Annotated in this window: 15 protein-coding genes and 1 tRNA gene; 7 read left to right on the top strand and 9 right to left on the bottom strand. The window is 35.2% G+C overall.

Annotated elements, in window-relative coordinates; translation table 11 throughout:
• The first annotated feature begins 979 nt into the window (after positions 1–979).
• Positions 980–1114, top strand: a complete 135-nt coding sequence (locus JAZ75_RS26070) for a hypothetical protein (protein WP_259194733.1) — start codon at positions 980–982, stop codon at positions 1112–1114.
• Positions 1115–1263: 149 nt separating this feature from the next.
• Entirely contained in the window at positions 1264–1875 is a 612-nt protein-coding gene (locus tag JAZ75_RS06900) for a trimeric intracellular cation channel family protein (protein ID WP_132771790.1), read from the top strand.
• 34 nt (positions 1876–1909) lie between these two features.
• Here the strand turns inward: JAZ75_RS06900 and def are convergent, their stop codons facing one another.
• The gene (def, locus tag JAZ75_RS06895; RefSeq protein WP_208700811.1) at positions 1910–2491 is read right to left on the bottom strand and encodes a peptide deformylase; all 582 of its coding nucleotides are present in this window, start codon (positions 2489–2491) and stop codon (positions 1910–1912) included.
• A gap of 93 nt (positions 2492–2584) precedes the next feature.
• Between def and JAZ75_RS06890 the strand changes: the two genes are divergently transcribed.
• From JAZ75_RS06890 to miaA, 3 genes are read left to right on the top strand one after another with little or no spacing between them, the layout of a single operon-like run.
• Positions 2585–3373 (top strand): hypothetical protein, encoded by a 789-nt coding sequence (locus JAZ75_RS06890; RefSeq protein WP_208700809.1) that lies wholly within the window; start codon positions 2585–2587, stop codon positions 3371–3373.
• A gap of 56 nt (positions 3374–3429) precedes the next feature.
• On the top strand, positions 3430–4602 hold the full coding sequence (locus JAZ75_RS06885) for a Gfo/Idh/MocA family protein (RefSeq protein ID WP_208700807.1): 1173 nt from the start codon (positions 3430–3432) through the stop codon (positions 4600–4602).
• On the top strand, positions 4599–5501 hold the full coding sequence (gene miaA, locus JAZ75_RS06880; protein WP_208700805.1) for a tRNA (adenosine(37)-N6)-dimethylallyltransferase MiaA: 903 nt from the start codon (positions 4599–4601) through the stop codon (positions 5499–5501). The genes JAZ75_RS06885 and miaA overlap by 4 nt, the downstream gene beginning before the upstream one ends.
• Before the next feature lie 67 nt (positions 5502–5568).
• Here miaA and JAZ75_RS06875 read toward each other — a convergent pair whose 3' ends face one another.
• From JAZ75_RS06875 to JAZ75_RS06840, 8 genes are all read right to left on the bottom strand, one after another.
• On the bottom strand, positions 5569–7122 hold the full coding sequence (locus tag JAZ75_RS06875; RefSeq protein WP_021189239.1) for a ribonuclease E/G: 1554 nt from the start codon (positions 7120–7122) through the stop codon (positions 5569–5571).
• A 318-nt stretch (positions 7123–7440) separates the two neighbouring features.
• Positions 7441–8271 carry a tetratricopeptide repeat protein gene (locus tag JAZ75_RS06870; protein WP_021189240.1) on the bottom strand — a complete coding sequence of 277 codons (831 nt, stop codon included), beginning with the start codon at positions 8269–8271 and terminating at the stop codon, positions 7441–7443.
• Positions 8272–8290: 19 nt separating this feature from the next.
• Positions 8291–8575, bottom strand: a complete 285-nt coding sequence (locus JAZ75_RS06865; RefSeq protein ID WP_021189241.1) for an HU family DNA-binding protein — start codon at positions 8573–8575, stop codon at positions 8291–8293.
• Positions 8576–8852: 277 nt separating this feature from the next.
• Positions 8853–9896 carry an aminotransferase class I/II-fold pyridoxal phosphate-dependent enzyme gene (locus JAZ75_RS06860; RefSeq protein ID WP_208700803.1) on the bottom strand — a complete coding sequence of 348 codons (1044 nt, stop codon included), beginning with the start codon at positions 9894–9896 and terminating at the stop codon, positions 8853–8855.
• An 80-nt stretch (positions 9897–9976) separates the two neighbouring features.
• The gene (locus tag JAZ75_RS06855) at positions 9977–10438 is read right to left on the bottom strand and encodes a hypothetical protein (RefSeq protein WP_132771784.1); all 462 of its coding nucleotides are present in this window, start codon (positions 10436–10438) and stop codon (positions 9977–9979) included.
• A 5-nt stretch (positions 10439–10443) separates the two neighbouring features.
• On the bottom strand, positions 10444–10920 hold the full coding sequence (locus JAZ75_RS06850; protein ID WP_132771783.1) for a hypothetical protein: 477 nt from the start codon (positions 10918–10920) through the stop codon (positions 10444–10446).
• A gap of 223 nt (positions 10921–11143) precedes the next feature.
• Positions 11144–12667 carry a DNA/RNA non-specific endonuclease gene (locus JAZ75_RS06845; RefSeq protein ID WP_208700801.1) on the bottom strand — a complete coding sequence of 508 codons (1524 nt, stop codon included), beginning with the start codon at positions 12665–12667 and terminating at the stop codon, positions 11144–11146.
• A 384-nt stretch (positions 12668–13051) separates the two neighbouring features.
• Positions 13052–13159: transfer RNA gene (locus tag JAZ75_RS06840), tRNA-Lys, on the bottom strand.
• Between the two features lie 13 nt (positions 13160–13172).
• Here JAZ75_RS06840 and JAZ75_RS06835 point away from each other — a divergent pair.
• Complete coding sequence (locus JAZ75_RS06835; RefSeq protein ID WP_208700800.1) at positions 13173–14306, top strand: tyrosine-type recombinase/integrase; 1134 nt, start codon at positions 13173–13175, stop codon at positions 14304–14306.
• A 150-nt stretch (positions 14307–14456) separates the two neighbouring features.
• The gene (locus JAZ75_RS06830; protein ID WP_208700798.1) at positions 14457–15518 is read left to right on the top strand and encodes a hypothetical protein; all 1062 of its coding nucleotides are present in this window, start codon (positions 14457–14459) and stop codon (positions 15516–15518) included.

Genomic DNA, 15518 nt, shown 5'->3' with positions numbered 1-15518 from the left:
TTTTATGATGTCGGCATTGCGCCGTTATCGATCTTGTTTCTGTTTCCCTTCGTTTCCGTTGGGACTGCAAAGGTAGAAATCTTTTTGGTTTCTCCAAAATAAATGTGAAAATTTATTTTTTTTTGTTTTCCTCCTGTTTCTGCGTTTAATCTTCATTAAACCCTTCTTTTTTCAGTGCCTACCCTTTCGGATCAGCCGTTCCTCCCTTGCGGAGTGGTGCAAAGATAGGGACTTTTTATAATCACTTCCTAATCTTTTCCGGAAATAGTTTGCCGTAAACCGGTAAACAGCTTATAACCTGACCAATAAATTTACCTACGACCTATTACAGGGGCTGAGAAACGGACAATCCTGGCTATGAACTGTAAAAAAGGGTAGCAGGGGATTGTTCGTCCTGAACCGTCTTTTATGGATGCAGTATGCTTTTAGGAAATGGTTCCGCAGAAATTATATCTTTTTCAGTACAGCGGCATCATCGACACTATCACTATAGCTGATAAGGTGATTCATGTCTGCTCATGCTGCCCGCAGGGTCGACATCTACTTTATACTATAAAGTATATACTACAAAAGGAGCCAAAAAGGTGGTTGTGTTTTGATATAGCCAAGCTATCCTCCGTTAAAATACTCCGGAATAAGGCATATTATAACCTGCTCGGGAACTGAAAGGGAACTGATTATTACTTAGGCTGGGATTTATAGAGAGATTACTGAGATTTTATAGGGGGTTAATAGAGCTTTACCCCTACTAACCCCCTGTAAACCCCCTCTTATCCCTCTGTTATACCTCCATTATATGCGAACCAGGTACCCAGTTGCTTATAACATGGTATCACCCTGCTAACAACAATAATAGTAGGTTTCTCCAGATTCAATTGGTTTAAAGAGCTGCTTTATAATCACGCTCAAACAGCTAATGGAAAATCAATTTGCATCGAATACGTAATTTTTTCTTTCATAGATTTTAAAAATAAAATCTATGAACTATATTATAAAAGTCAGATTATGTAATAGTCGGTATCTCCAAACTTCCAAAAAAGAAGATATTGATTCTTACCATGCTGTAGACAAATTGATCAGAACTAGCGCTAAGCATTATCGTGATGTAAAATAAAAAACTATATTTACTGCTGGAATAGACGAAACATTAGATTAAGTGATCGGAAAATCATTTTTAAAATCAGGATCATAAAACGATAAAAAAGTATATTAAATACGAATCAACCTATACAACTAAGCGCCAAAACAATAGAATAAGCATAAATGACAGGACCTGATTATATATACTATACTGATTTAATGGGCACAATGCTTTTTGCCATTTCAGGAGCCATGGCAGCTAATCGGAGAAAAATTGATATTTTCGGTGCAACTTTTACAGGATTTGTTACAGCAATAGGGGGCGGTTCACTCCGGGATGTTTTTCTAAACCTTCGTCCCATTTGGGTTGACGATGGGAATTATTTAATTGCTATACTAATCGGGGTTTTTCTATCAGCAGTCCTTAACGACAAATTAGATAGATTCTCCCGAACTTTAACACTTTTTGATGCCATGGGGATCGCTTTCTTTACTATTGTTGGCTTACAGAAATCCATTACCTATGAAAGCTCTACAATTGCGGCTGTAATTCTAGGCATGTTTTCGGCTGTAATGGGAGGGGTCATCCGGGACACTCTTATGAATGAAACGCCATTAATTTTCAGAAAAGAAATTTACGCAACAGCTTGTTTATCAGGGGCTATACTTTACGTAACCTTACCTTATTTTGGACTTTCCGAGGGCATAAATGCTTTTTTAAGTGCATTGTTGATCTTTACAGTTCGGATCTTAGCCGTAAAATATAAATTCTCCCTTCCGATAGTGGGTGGATAAGGTGGAGAAATAATTAGAAAAGCGTTAATTATAACTAACGCTTTTTCTTTTGAAATGGAAATTTCATTTTATATCCAACACGGATCATCCCTTTAGAAATTGTATCCAGTTTTCCTTTCAACATTGTTTTTTTCAGTGTAGACAATTTATCAGTAAACAATTTCCCTTCGATATGATCATATTCATGCTGCACAACACGCGCTGCTAAACCGGATAAATCAATTTCGTGCTCCTCAAAGTTTTCATCCAGATAATTAATCTTAATATTCGGGTGCCTCAAAACATCCTCATTAATATCAGGAATACTTAAGCATCCTTCATTAAAGGCCCATTTCTCACCAGACTCTTCAACCATGATCGGATTAATGAAAACTTTCTTGAAAGCTGTCAACACTTCTTTTTCTTCTTCAATATCTTCAGCAAAAGGAGTTGCGTCGATTACAAAAAGACGAACTGGCAAACCAACTTGGGGGGCTGCTAACCCAACACCACTTGCTGCATACATGGTTTCAAACATATCTGCAATAAGTTGTTTCAAGTTTGGATAATCCTCATCTATTTCATCTGCTACCTTACGTAAAACTGGGTCTCCGTAAGCCACAATTGGAAGTTTCATACTTTATTTTTTTTTGAAGGACAAAGATACGTATTAAAATTCAATCGAAAACCACAGTTTGTTTCTAATAAATCATATTTTTGTTATTCGAAAATGACAGATTCATACCATCAAATAGTAGAACGCTTTTGTAATGCATTACGAAAGAGCTTCGATTCAGAGATTTTAGTCTCCGAAAAATCCCTCGTATTTACAGTAATAACAGGGGAGGAGCTTCCTTTTAAAATTCATCTTTACGGATCTAATATCACGAAGCGGGTTTCAGAAGAAAATCAAAAAATCGTACATATTGATGAAGATATATTATTTAGCAAATATGCTATCATTCTAAAAAGAATACTGGCAATCGCCTTACATCAGAAAAAAGCTTACGCTAGAAATACCGTTGTAGCTCGTGTCGATAAAAAAAATACAATCGCATTCTTGGAAGAAAACCACTTGCAGGGGGCAATGCCAGGAAAATATCGGTATGGTCTATTTTTAGAGGGTGAACTAGTTTCTCTTGCCGTATTTAGCGGAGGAAGAAAAATGCCTGAATTAAATATTGAAAACTATCGATCATTTGAACTAATTAGATTTTGCAATAAACTTGGTTATAATGTAGTAGGGGGAATCAGCAAATTGCTTAAAGCATTTATCAACGATTTCAACCCCCAGGATATTATGACCTATACGGATAAGGATTGGAATCAAGATTCTTCATTAGAAAAAATTGGTTTTGTCAAAAAATCAGAACTCGAACCCCTTAAATTTTGGGTAAATGGAACATCAAGAGTGCTCATTAGAGATGAAGATCAATATAAGAACCTACAAAAAGAATTTCCTGATGGCTACTTAAAAGAAAACTTGGGCAGTCTTAAACTGATTCTATCTATAAAATAAAATCATTTTTTGTATCTTGTCGATTAATCTAAACAGTAAATAATAAAATATATCACATGAAGAGAAAACTACGAATGGGTATGGTCGGAGGGGGCAACGATGCTTTCATCGGAGCTGTACACCGTATCGCGGCAAATATGGATGGTAAAATCGAACTTGTATGTGGTTCATTCAGCATCAATCCTGAAATCAACAAACAGTCTGCTGAAGATCTATTCATTCCAGAAAATCGTTGCTATGCAAATTATGAGGAAATGATTTTAAAAGAAAGCCAGCTTCCCGAAGGAGAGCGCATGGATTTCTTAACGATTGTTACGCCCAATTTCATGCATTATCCTCCTGCAAAAATGGCTTTGGAAAATGGTTTCAATGTTGTCATTGAAAAACCGATGACCTTAACATTAGAAGAAGCAAAATCTTTAGAAGAAATAATAAAAAGCACGAATAAAACACTTTGCTTAACACATACTTACTCCGGTTATCCGATGGTAAAACAAGCGAAAGCAATGGTTAAAGCTGGTCACTTTGGTAAAATCCGTAAAGTTGTTGTCGAATATCCTCAGGGATGGTTGAGTAAATTGACTGAGCGTGAAGGAAATGCCGGTGCGGCGTGGCGTGCTGATCCTACTAAATCTGGAAAATCTTTAGCGATGGGCGATATCGGCGTACACGCAGCTCACCTAGCAGAATATATCACAGGATTAAAAATTACAGAATTATGTGCAGACTTAACGACTTTCGTTGAGGGAAGACATCTAGATGATGACGGTTCTGTTTTATTGCGTTTTGAAGAAGGAGCAAAAGGAATGCTTTGGGCTTCACAAGTAGCAGCCGGAGAAGAGAATGCTTTACGCATTCGTATTTATGGTGAAAATGGCGGGTTAGAATGGGCTAACGAAGATCCGAATAACTTAACAATCAAAATGTTAGGCGAACCTCGTCAAGTATTCCGTACCGGAAATGCGTACAATGCTCCAAATCAGTTCAGTTCATTTGCAACACACAATACGCGTATCCCATCTGGGCATCCAGAAGGTCTATTAGAGTCATTTGGTAATATTTACCGCAATTTTGCTCAAACTGTATCTGCGAAATTAGAAGGTAAGACACCAACGGCAGAAATGTTGGATTTCCCTCAAGTACACGAAGGTGTACGCGGCATGGCTTTTATAGAAAATGTTGTCAACAACAACAATGGTTCTGAAAAATGGACTAAATTTGTTGTGTGATAACTAAACAACAAACATTACTTTCTTCTTTGGCAATCTCATCTTTGCCAAGGGAGAAAGTCATCGTTATTTTAGGCCCTACAGCTTCTGGGAAAACAGCTCTAGCAGTCAAAATAGCAAAAGAAATCGGTGCCGAAATTATCAGTGCAGATTCCCGCCAGGTCTATCGTCAAATGGATATAGGTACTGGTAAAGATCTATCCGAATACGGCGATGTTCCTTATCATCTCATCAACATCTGTGATCCAGGAGAAAAATATCATCTAGGACAATTTATCGAAGATTTCCAACAAATCTATCAATCCCTATTGCTACAAAAAAAACGTATCATACTTTGCGGGGGCACTGGGCTCTACATTCAAAGTGTTATTCAAGGCAGTAAATATGTTAAAATTCCTAGTCAACCTGGTTTTAAAGAGGCTCTATATCAATTTGAAAAGGATGAACTTATCGATAGATTAGCCAAGTATAACAAACCCAATGATCTATTTATTGATTTATCCACTAAAAAGAGAATCATTCGCGGGATAGAAATTTTAGAATGGCTTAAGAATAATCCAGAAATGATACTTAGTAATGAAAGTTTAGATTCCTTTGTAATAGGCTTAAATCCTGATGTATCAACAAGAAGAAAAAAGATCTCCAAAAGACTGGATCAAAGAATAGAGGCAGGACTTATTTTGGAGGTACAGGCATTATTGGAATCTGGTGTTAGTCATACAGAACTGCAATATTATGGTCTGGAATATAAATATATATCTAAATACCTATTAGGCGAATTAAACTACGAAGAGTTCTATAAAAAATTGGAAACAGAAATTCATCGCTATGCAAAAAGGCAGATGACTTATTTCCGTAAGATGGAAAAAGATGGCATTGTCATCAATTGGTTGGATTAAAAGTAGCAGAGTTTATAAACAGAAAAAGGGTTGACCAGATGGATCAACCCTTTTTAATTTCTTTCGATTATAACTTGATTTCCTCGTCTTTAGCATTAAAGAAATGGAATTCCGTTAAATAATATGAAGTAACCGGAACAACTTTGATCCATTTTTGAAACTTCAAAAACCATTTTATTCTTTTTGAAATAAAGCCAGATTTAATAAAAGCGGCTATATAAGGATGTACACATAGTGATATTCCTTTTTCATTTTGTTCTTGAAGAATAAAACTTAAATTATTTTCAATATCATCCATCAGGACAATACTTGACCGGATCTCACCAGTACCATCACAAGCGGGACATTTCTCATTTGTAACGATATTCATTTCTGGTCTAACACGTTGACGCGTAATCTGCACTAATCCAAATTTACTTGGAGGCAAGATTGTGTGTCTCGCACGATCCGTGGCCATACATTCTTTCAAGAAGCTGTACAGCTCTTTGCGATGAGTAGGTTTATGCATATCGATAAAATCGACAACAACGATCCCGCCCATATCTCTTAAGCGCAATTGACGCGCAATTTCTTTTGCTGCTTCCATATTAACCAGGAGCGCATTATCCTCTTGGTTCTCTTTATTAGCAGAACGATTACCACTATTAACATCAACGACGTGAAGTGCTTCAGTATGCTCGATTACGAGATAAGCACCACCTTGTAATGTAACAGTTTTTCCAAAAGCAGCCTTGATTTGTTTCTCAACCCCAAAATGGTCAAAAATTGGTTCTTTATGTTTATAAAGTTTTACAATTTTTTCTAGATCAGGAGAGATATCTTGGACATAAGATTTCGTCTCTTCATATATCACAGGATCATTTACATGAATATGTGTAAATTCATCTGTTAATAAATCGCGTAAGATGGTAGAAGCTCTATCCATTTCACCCAATACTTTTTGAGGAGGTTCTGCTGTCCGAAGTCGCTTGGTAAATATTTCCCACTTAGAGATTAGATCCAATAAATCCTTTTGTAGTTCGTCTACGCCTTTACCTTCAGACACCGTTCGGATAATAACTCCAAAATTAGGAGGTTTTATTCCTTCGACAATCTTCTTGAGACGTGTCCGCTCATTACTTCCTTTGATTCGTTTGGATATGGAAACCGCGCTTGAAAAAGGTACCAATACGACAAATCTACCTGCAATAGATAGATCGGAGCTCAATCGAGGTCCTTTTGTTGATATTGGTTCTTTTGCGATTTGAACTGGTAAAAGCATGTTTTTGCTTAAGATATCAGATATCTTACCGGCCTTATCGATGTCCTTTTCAAGTTTTAAACTATTTAGCAGTTTCTCTTGATAACTGCCATTCTTTACTATTCGAGTAAGTTTTAGCAAAGATTGAACCTGAGGACCTAAGTCCAAATAGTGGAGAAAAGCATCTTTTTCGTATCCTACGTCTACAAATGCTGCATTTAATCCCGGCATAATTTTTTTGATTCGCCCAAGATAAATATCTCCAACTGAAAAATTATTGTTAACCGTTTCCCTATTTAGTTCAACAAGCTGCTTATCCTGTAGCAAAGCAATAGTAACTCCTTTTTCAGGAGTAGAATCGATAATTAATTCCTTTACCAACAGCTACATATTTACGATACAAATTAGCATACCCTGCTAACTTTGTTGTATCTGATTAAACCTTAAAGAACGTTTTTTTATAAAAAAAAACAATCTACACGTAATAAATTACGTGTAGATCATCAAACTTCAATGCGATTATTGCGTTATTTTCATGTCTCAACAACCTATTGGAGTCTTATACAAGAAAGACTATTTTTTCTTGTGTCTATTTTTTCTTAAACGTTTTTTACGTTTGTGAGTAGCCATTTTGTGTCTTTTTCTTTTTTTTCCGCTTGGCATAGCTAATTTTTTTTAAATGATTATAAACTAAATTAATTACTTACTCAACTCAGCGATCTTGCGATCGATAAATTGTGAAAGGGAAGGGTCAGCAGCTAGTTGTTTACTTTGTTTAAAAGCAGCAACCGCCTCACTTTTCATCCCAATATTTTCATAGCCTGTGGCTAAATAAAAGTAAGATTCCGCATCTGGTTTCAATTCAATAACTGTTTTGAAACGATCAATCGCTTTATCAAACTGGCGAGATTGTAATGAAAACAATCCCAAAGTTTTGTTTGCTTCTACATTTTTTGGATCTGCTTGAACCACTTCACGAAGTAAAGCAATTCCTGCCATCGGGTTATTAGTACCCGAAACCATAGCAGCTCCTAATCCTGTTTTCGCTTCTAAACTAGCAGTATTTAATTTCAACGCAGCTTCGTAAGAACGAATTGCATTTTGTGTTAAAGCCTGAGCTAAAGTAGAGTCTTGTAAATTTGTGTAAGCAGTACGATAAGAGTTACCCGCTTTCAACCAGTACTCATATTTTGGAGAAATTTTAGCCATTTCTTCATAAATGAATCCTTGCGGAGCTGGCTTCGCCAAATCATCCCACTTTACAGCCAACTTTTGAAGTAAAGAAATCTTTTCTTCTCCAGATGCCTTTGCAATTTGGGTCTCAATATCGGAAATATCTTTGATTAAATTTGCATCTAATCCTTGTTTTGTCATTAACGATATGTTTTCCAAATTAATTTCGGAAGAAGATTGCTCCGTTTGAGCAGATTCTTCTTTCTCGTTCACCAAACCTTTGATAGGTTGTGCCAATAGTACCGCAACTAATGCTGCAACCACGCCTACTACTATAATCTGTTTGGTTTTTGCCATTTTTAATCTGTTTTTAAGATTATTTATTGCCGTTTTTTACTTTCTCAACAAATACTTTTGCCGGTTTGAAACTAGGAACGAAATGTTCAGGGATGATGATCGCTGTGTTTTTAGAAATGTTTCTAGCAGTTTTTTCAGCTCTTTTTTTAACAACAAAGCTACCAAAACCTCTTACGTATACATTTTCTCCACCCACCATTGCGTTTTTAACCACTTTGAAGAATGCCTCAACGGTCTCTTGAACATCTACCTTCTCTAAGCCTGTTTTGTTAGAGATTTCTGCAATAATTTCTGCTTTAGTCATATCAATTTTACTGTAATTATTTATTTCTCAACCTTTAACCAAATATACTTTGGGGTTGCAAAAGTATCTCTTTAAAATGACGTTTGGAAATAATTTAAACATTTTTTTTATTTTAAAATTATTCCAAAAGAGATCATTTACAACAGCTTAGCCATATTGCATCGCTAAACTCATTTTTCAAAGAAGCACAAAAATACACTTTATTACTGAAAATCAAACCTTTAATTTTATTTTTATCATTTCACGTGAAACAAATGATAAGCCTATGACTTAAATTTTAATCACAAATTACCTGTGCTATTTTTTTTAAATCATCGGCATTATGAAGACTGCTCAGCACAATTCTGTTTAATGGTGGATCTGTTTCCAGAGGATAAGGAAAACTTGAAATCAAAAATCCCTCTTTTACTAATTTTTGATAAAGTTCAGGGTTCGTTGAGCTGAAAACAGGAAAATTAGGAATATGACTTAGGCTATTGCCGATTAAGTCGCTAAATAGCTTGACATTCTGTTGGAGTTTATTGAATTCATCCGAATATATTTCCTGTGAATTTGTAAAAGCGTACATGAAAGCGGGAGAAGCAGGGGAGGCTCCAGTAAAAAAAGATGATTTACGAAACCTTTGAATCCACTTATTGGATGACAAGATGATACCCGCATCTGTTCCCATACCTTTTGCCAAAGATGCAACTACTACGACATCAATTCCTGTATTATCAAACATAGACAATTCCGTAGAAACTTTATTTTTGCGAACCACACCGATTCCGTGCGAGTCATCCACTAAAAGCACGATCCTTTTATTGGGATCTATTTTTAGTAATGGACTAAAATCATAGTGCTGGGGTGTTAAATTATCCAGTGCATTACTCACAATTACGAAAGACTCTTCTTTAGAGGCATTGATATACTTTACCACATCCTCCAGCCAAGAAGCCATAAGGCCACTCACTCCGGGATTGACATCAAACCACAATGCTGGATGACTATTGGGAGCATATAGAAGTGTTCCTTGTAAAGCAAGTACCCTCACAACCAATTGTGCCGCCAAATAACCACTTGAAACTAGCATGGCATCTTCAAAGCCAAATCGTAAAGCTGCAGCCTCCTCGGCAATATCAAAAATACCAAGCTGAATATTATTATTACGGGAGGTTCCGTTATTCAATCCATAAATAGAAATTCCTTGTTTATATACATCGATATAAGCCTCATTAACCAATAAGCCCAGATAGGAAGTTCCGCCAAAAAAGAGATACGTCCTTTCTTCATCACTGATCACCCGACCTGTTGGCTGATGCAAATGGGTAAAATCTTTCATTATCAATATTACACTTTAAAATTACCGGGAAATAGACTCTGTTATAAATAATAGGTTATTATCTCAAATAACAAAAAACACTACATATTGAGTTTGTAGTTGAGCGGGATATTAAATCTGAGCGAAACCGTAAAACCCTTCAGTGGACGATAATCCTGCTTGTCAGCGATTGAAAATCCATATCCAAAATCCAAGTCCAAAAGAGTGGCCATTGTAACACCTACTTTTGGTGTAAAGGTATATGGAGTGAATTCTGTCCGTACAAAAGGAGCAACTACCCAGGATTCAGGATAGAAAGACAGCGCCAGCTCAGGAATTACCGCAAACTTTTTCTGTGTCCATGTAAAATTAGCGGTAACATCTGTTTTTAAAATATTTTCACCGAGAAAAGCAAATGCAAAATACCCTCCTGTTTTTACAGCACTTCCTTTTTGATATTGATAACTAATTGTAGGACCATATAAGATCTCCTGAGCTTTTACCTGCATACTGAAGCTAAATAGCACAAGACAGATCAATTTAACAACAATATTTCTTCTCATAGAGTCTAATATAAATGAAAGTTTAAAGGAATATTGACTCCTAAGGATAAATTCACTCCTTTAATTTGTTTAAAATCTTTCTTGGTATTAATATCAAACCCATAACCTACTCCCAGATCAATGAGAGAGAAAAGACTGAGACCAACTTTTGGCGTTACCGTATAGGGGGTCAATTCGGCTTTGACAAAAGGTAATAGAACAAAATCATTGACATAATAAGTAAATCCCAACTCGGGAATTACAGTTGTTTTACCGCCCATCCAAGTGAAATTTGCGCCAGCATCAATTTTCATATACTGCGACTCATTTGGTGCAAATAACCCCCAGGCAGATGCTTTCAAAAAACTTCCGCTTTGATATTGATAACCAATAGAAGGTCCAAATATCCAATTGTTATGTGCCGGTAATGGGTTCTTTTGCGCTGCCACACTTAGACAGGACAATACCCCAATAAGAATGAAAGCAAATCCTTTTATATTCATCTAGCTAAAATACAAAGTATAACCATTAATCAGTACCTCCAAAACAATTAATGTCTAAAATCGTTTGGTTTTATCATTAAAAAAGAATGGGAATCTGAGCTTAATTTTGCCTAGATCCCCCTGATATTTCTTTTAAAAGCAATCTTCTAACAAACAACTCACCAATATATATGGTGCTGTTCAAGGTCTTGTGTGTGTTTTACAATGCAATGAATGGTAAGATTTATCTCCAAATGTTTGCATCAATATTTTGTTTTTGCGTTGCATTTAAATCCGGGAACAAATTAAATCCTGTCACTTTCTCTAATTCGCTTACTGTCATTTGATACTTTTCAAATTTTTTAGAACTTGGTGTTTCATTGTCCATCTTATAGGCAATGGTATAATAATTCTTTCCCTTTTTCATTGCTAGCGCTTTAAAATAATACTTGGGCCTGGCGATTTCTATGTTTTTATTATCGATGATATATTCAATCGCTGTGTTAGATTTTGTATTTGGCATCGCTCCTGTTACCACATATAGCGTATCACATTGTGCCGTCCATGTACGCACTTTATTTTCTAGGTTTGCCCATACACCCTGATTCAGTTTAGATACCTGTGCGGTCATATTTGAAAAGTAAAACGTAGTCTTATTCTGAGCATTATTAAAATTTCTGTCCGCACTAGGCAACTGATGCCCTCTATCGTAACCTGAAGTACCAAAACCTTTAAATAAAGTGGGCTGAAACTCCATTGCTATAGCCGGGTCGTATTGCCAGTCATCGGTACGTTTGGCATTACCGAGATAACTACTGTGCAAGGGGTAGGCAACCCAATAGGCCATTTTTTTCACCTTATCGTACAGCATGGTATAATTACGGCGTTTCGGATCATCAGGTAAAAAGTGCTGAATAAAAACCTCGTCCTTTTTCAACTTCGTTATTTCTGGAATTTCTAAGTAAGGTTGCGTTGCGACAATGCCTCCATCAGAAATACCGTTATCAATTTTTACATCAAAAGAATACTGATTCGCTCTTTTCAGTTTATTTACTTTTGGTAGCTTCCAAGTAAACTTCGTGTTGTCTGAAGTTAAAAACTGTATGGTTTTTCCAGTAATATTTTCTCCTGGAAAAAGGAAGAATTCGACAAAAGCAGTCCCATCATGGTTGTTTATGACTTTTCCCTCAATATCTTTCTGGCTGTCCTTGTTAACTGCTAACTTGCCTGTTACCAGATCAAAGGAGCCAAGCGTGTTTAGTTTCGGCATTACGACTTTCATCTCTTCATACCCATGTTCATCTATATTGGCTACCGTTAATTTAATGGATATTTTTGATAATTGACGTTCAAATATAAGTGGAATATTATTGTTCCCTTTATTGATTGCCTTCGCATTTTTTGCGTACATGAGATCTATTCTCGCCTGATTAGACTGATCCGTTATATCAAGTATGTATTGATAATCGCTAATTATTTTAAAAGGATAATAGGCAATAAAATCTACCGATTTTTCAGGTAAGAAAAGTTCTTCTGTAGTTTGAAATAGTGATCCGTTTATAAAAAACATATGATTATTAGTACCGTTGACAATGGAACTAGTCGATAATGGCATTCCTGACTCGATCATAAATATACCGATCTCATCTCCTTTTTGCCATGTAGTACCTATTGCTCTATTTTGATTCTCTTCAACGATCGTTGCTGTAAAGTGTACAGCGTTCTGATCTATTCTGATCTGGTTTTTACGACATGCGTATACAACCAAAAATGTTATAATAAAATAAACTACCTTCTTTAAAAATTTGGTCTTTGTAGTTCTGGTTTTTTTAATCATCCTAAAATATAGTAAGTATTAATTTTAGGGCGAAAATGGCTAATAAATTTAGATTAATGAACGTTTAGTAATGACTTTTAATCGATGAAACTATCAAAATTTTGTAGTTAATTGATTACTAGAGGTCTTAATTTAGCCGAAAAAACGATTTTAACAGGATGATTGATTCAATCACAAATGTCCAAGTTTATGAATTGCAAAAAATGTAAAACAAATCATTTGAGGATAAAAAAAACGAATCAATCTCAAGTATCAAAAGTCGCGAAGAATAAAAAAGCCACTTTTCATAAAGAAAAATGGCTTTTTTACAGGAGGTGACCTCGGAGGGGCTCGAACCCTCGACCCATTGATTAAGAGTCAATTGTCACATGGATTAACGTATCCTTAAGAGCTGTTTTTCACCATTTATAGTGACTGCGAGACAAAAGCGAGACACATGAATGATCATTTAGTCACAATTAAAAAGTCAAACGATTTAAAGAAAAGAGCATACATTTCGATTTATGTAAAAGGCAGAAGAATTAAAGAATACACAGGGATCAAATTAGGATTAAACATTAAACCTAATTCTGCAAATTCTATTAAGCAAAGAGATGAACTTCTCACATTATTGGAATATGAGTTCAAAAAAGCAATTGAATTTAACAAGTATCCTAACAATGAAACTATCATTCATGAAAAAAAAATAAAACCTTTATCAGTAAAAGAATTGCTAGACTTAGCTATATCAAACAAGAAAAAAGCAAATCTTACAAGTAACTACGTTAAGCATCTTGAAAGATTGACAGAAAAACTAAAAGCATTTCTGACAACTGATGAGTTAAATGGCAATATTAACAATTTACAAAGAGGCCGAATTCAGGATTTCATGAATGAATTTAATTCTACAGCTTCTAACTATATGATTTCACGTCGTCATATAAAAGCGGTATTTGCAGAGATCAATAAAGATCTTGATTATGATACATCTATAATTACAAAGACTGATAAACGGAAAGCAACTCCAAAGTTGCATAAAATCTATTCTGATGAACAACTCACAAACGTACTACAGTTCTTAAAAAACAACCATGAAGAATTGCACTTATGTTGCCTAATGAGTTATGGCTGTCTACTGCGTCCTCATAATGAAATCAGGTTACTAAAACGTCATCATATCAAAAACAATATAACAGAAATCCATCTTTCAGGAAATGAGAATAAGGGTAAAAAAATCAGAACAGTTCCGATACCGAATTATGTTAGAGAATTACTCCTAAAACGATTAGAAGGCTTGTCTCATGACGACAATATTTTTACACAAAGACCTGATGCAAATAATCCATATTATTTTAGCACCGCTTGGACTCGGATGTTTAAATTAATGGAGAAAGCGGGTATTATTGAAAAGAATCAAACCATTTACTCATTTCGTCATACTGCTTCCGTAAACGTATATAAGAAAACAAAGGATCTACATATTCTACAGCAATTGCTAGGCCATTCGGACATGATAGTCACCTTAAAGTATTTGCGAGGTTTAGGTGTTCATAATGCAGATGAATTGAAACATGTGATGCCTGAACTATAGAGTGAGAGACGGAAAATATTGTTTTTATACCCCTTAATGAAAATGATGTCTCATCAAAAATAAAAATACGCCCATTTCCCTTTATTGGGGATGGGCTTTTTTCATTTGTTTTTGCTTATAATTAGTTTTTATTTAACAGATCAATATTTAATGGAAATTACAACCTCTTGGGAAACATTAGAATTCGATGAAACAATCGAAATTACTGAGACAATTTGTAATTATTTTATGCCAATCACAAGGGAGATTGATGCTTCACAAATAATTACAAGACAAGGAACAAATTCCGAAGAGTATCTAAAGCAACGGAAAAAAGAACTAGCCAATACACGAAATCTTAAATATAAACTACGAGTCCAACGGAGTTATTCCGAACAGGGAGAAGTTTTCTACCATAAAGACTATAGCTACCGTGATTTAAGCTCAAGAGTATTATTTAAAAAGCCTGAAACAGAACTTTTACATCAAGATGCAGAAACACTTGAACATTTTTTAAACAATCTTTTCAGCATTATAGCACTTTACAAAGAAGATTATTGGCAATCATATTATGAAAATTATGATGACTTTAGCTCAAATCCTTTTATTCAAGAGGCTATAGAAGAGGTTAGAGATATCTTTAATGTGCTAAAAATGAGAGAGGATATCATCAACTCCGAAATTGTATTTAGACATAAAGACAAATATGGATCAGTTATCACTGATGAAACGACAAAGGTAAATGACCTTTATAAACAAGAGGTATTCGATTATTACGCGCAGGTAAAATATCAAAACCTCTTACATAGGTTTAAATTGACAAGATTTCTCACAGATGAGGAAAAATCACTAAATATCCCTATGAAGGAAACTCCAAATACAATCTGGGAATTTGATAAAGAAATCTCTTTACTGATTGACTTTATGACGTTTTCAGGTGTTACTCCGAGCTGCACTATAGACTTTTTCGAAAAGCTAGTTGATAACTTAGTTGCTAATATGTCATTCAATCCTAAGTTATCACCCTTATACGAGTTTTTAAAACTAGTGGTACCTGCGCTAAACAACTTCATACGTGACCATGCTCATGAGAAATACAAGAAAAAGGATAAGCACTTCCTAATTTTCTCCTTTCTTAGACTATTCGATTTAGTACCAAAAAAACAGACTATGGATGTCAATGGGCTTGATGATGTTAAGGAAGACTTTATAAAACAACTCATAAAGAAATAG

This window comes from Sphingobacterium sp. UDSM-2020, assembly GCF_016132525.1.
In the GTDB taxonomy this organism is placed as follows: Bacteria; Bacteroidota; Bacteroidia; order Sphingobacteriales; family Sphingobacteriaceae; genus Sphingobacterium; species Sphingobacterium anhuiense.
This window is presented reverse-complemented; position numbering and strand designations above follow the sequence as displayed.

What these genes read in the sequence shown, in the direction of transcription:
- JAZ75_RS26070 (WP_259194733.1), top strand. Translation starts at nt 980, where the DNA reads ATGAACTATATTATAAAAGTCAGATTATGTAATAGTCGGTATCTCCAA.
- JAZ75_RS06900 (WP_132771790.1), top strand. Translation starts at nt 1,264, where the DNA reads ATGACAGGACCTGATTATATATACTATACTGATTTAATGGGCACAATG.
- def (WP_208700811.1), bottom strand. Translation starts at nt 2,491, where the DNA reads ATGAAACTTCCAATTGTGGCTTACGGAGACCCAGTTTTACGTAAGGTA.
- JAZ75_RS06890 (WP_208700809.1), top strand. Translation starts at nt 2,585, where the DNA reads ATGACAGATTCATACCATCAAATAGTAGAACGCTTTTGTAATGCATTA.
- JAZ75_RS06885 (WP_208700807.1), top strand. Translation starts at nt 3,430, where the DNA reads ATGAAGAGAAAACTACGAATGGGTATGGTCGGAGGGGGCAACGATGCT.
- JAZ75_RS06870 (WP_021189240.1), bottom strand. Translation starts at nt 8,271, where the DNA reads ATGGCAAAAACCAAACAGATTATAGTAGTAGGCGTGGTTGCAGCATTA.
- JAZ75_RS06865 (WP_021189241.1), bottom strand. Translation starts at nt 8,575, where the DNA reads ATGACTAAAGCAGAAATTATTGCAGAAATCTCTAACAAAACAGGCTTA.
- JAZ75_RS06860 (WP_208700803.1), bottom strand. Translation starts at nt 9,896, where the DNA reads ATGAAAGATTTTACCCATTTGCATCAGCCAACAGGTCGGGTGATCAGT.
- JAZ75_RS06855 (WP_132771784.1), bottom strand. Translation starts at nt 10,438, where the DNA reads ATGAGAAGAAATATTGTTGTTAAATTGATCTGTCTTGTGCTATTTAGC.
- JAZ75_RS06850 (WP_132771783.1), bottom strand. Translation starts at nt 10,920, where the DNA reads ATGAATATAAAAGGATTTGCTTTCATTCTTATTGGGGTATTGTCCTGT.
- JAZ75_RS06835 (WP_208700800.1), top strand. Translation starts at nt 13,173, where the DNA reads ATGAATGATCATTTAGTCACAATTAAAAAGTCAAACGATTTAAAGAAA.
- JAZ75_RS06830 (WP_208700798.1), top strand. Translation starts at nt 14,457, where the DNA reads ATGGAAATTACAACCTCTTGGGAAACATTAGAATTCGATGAAACAATC.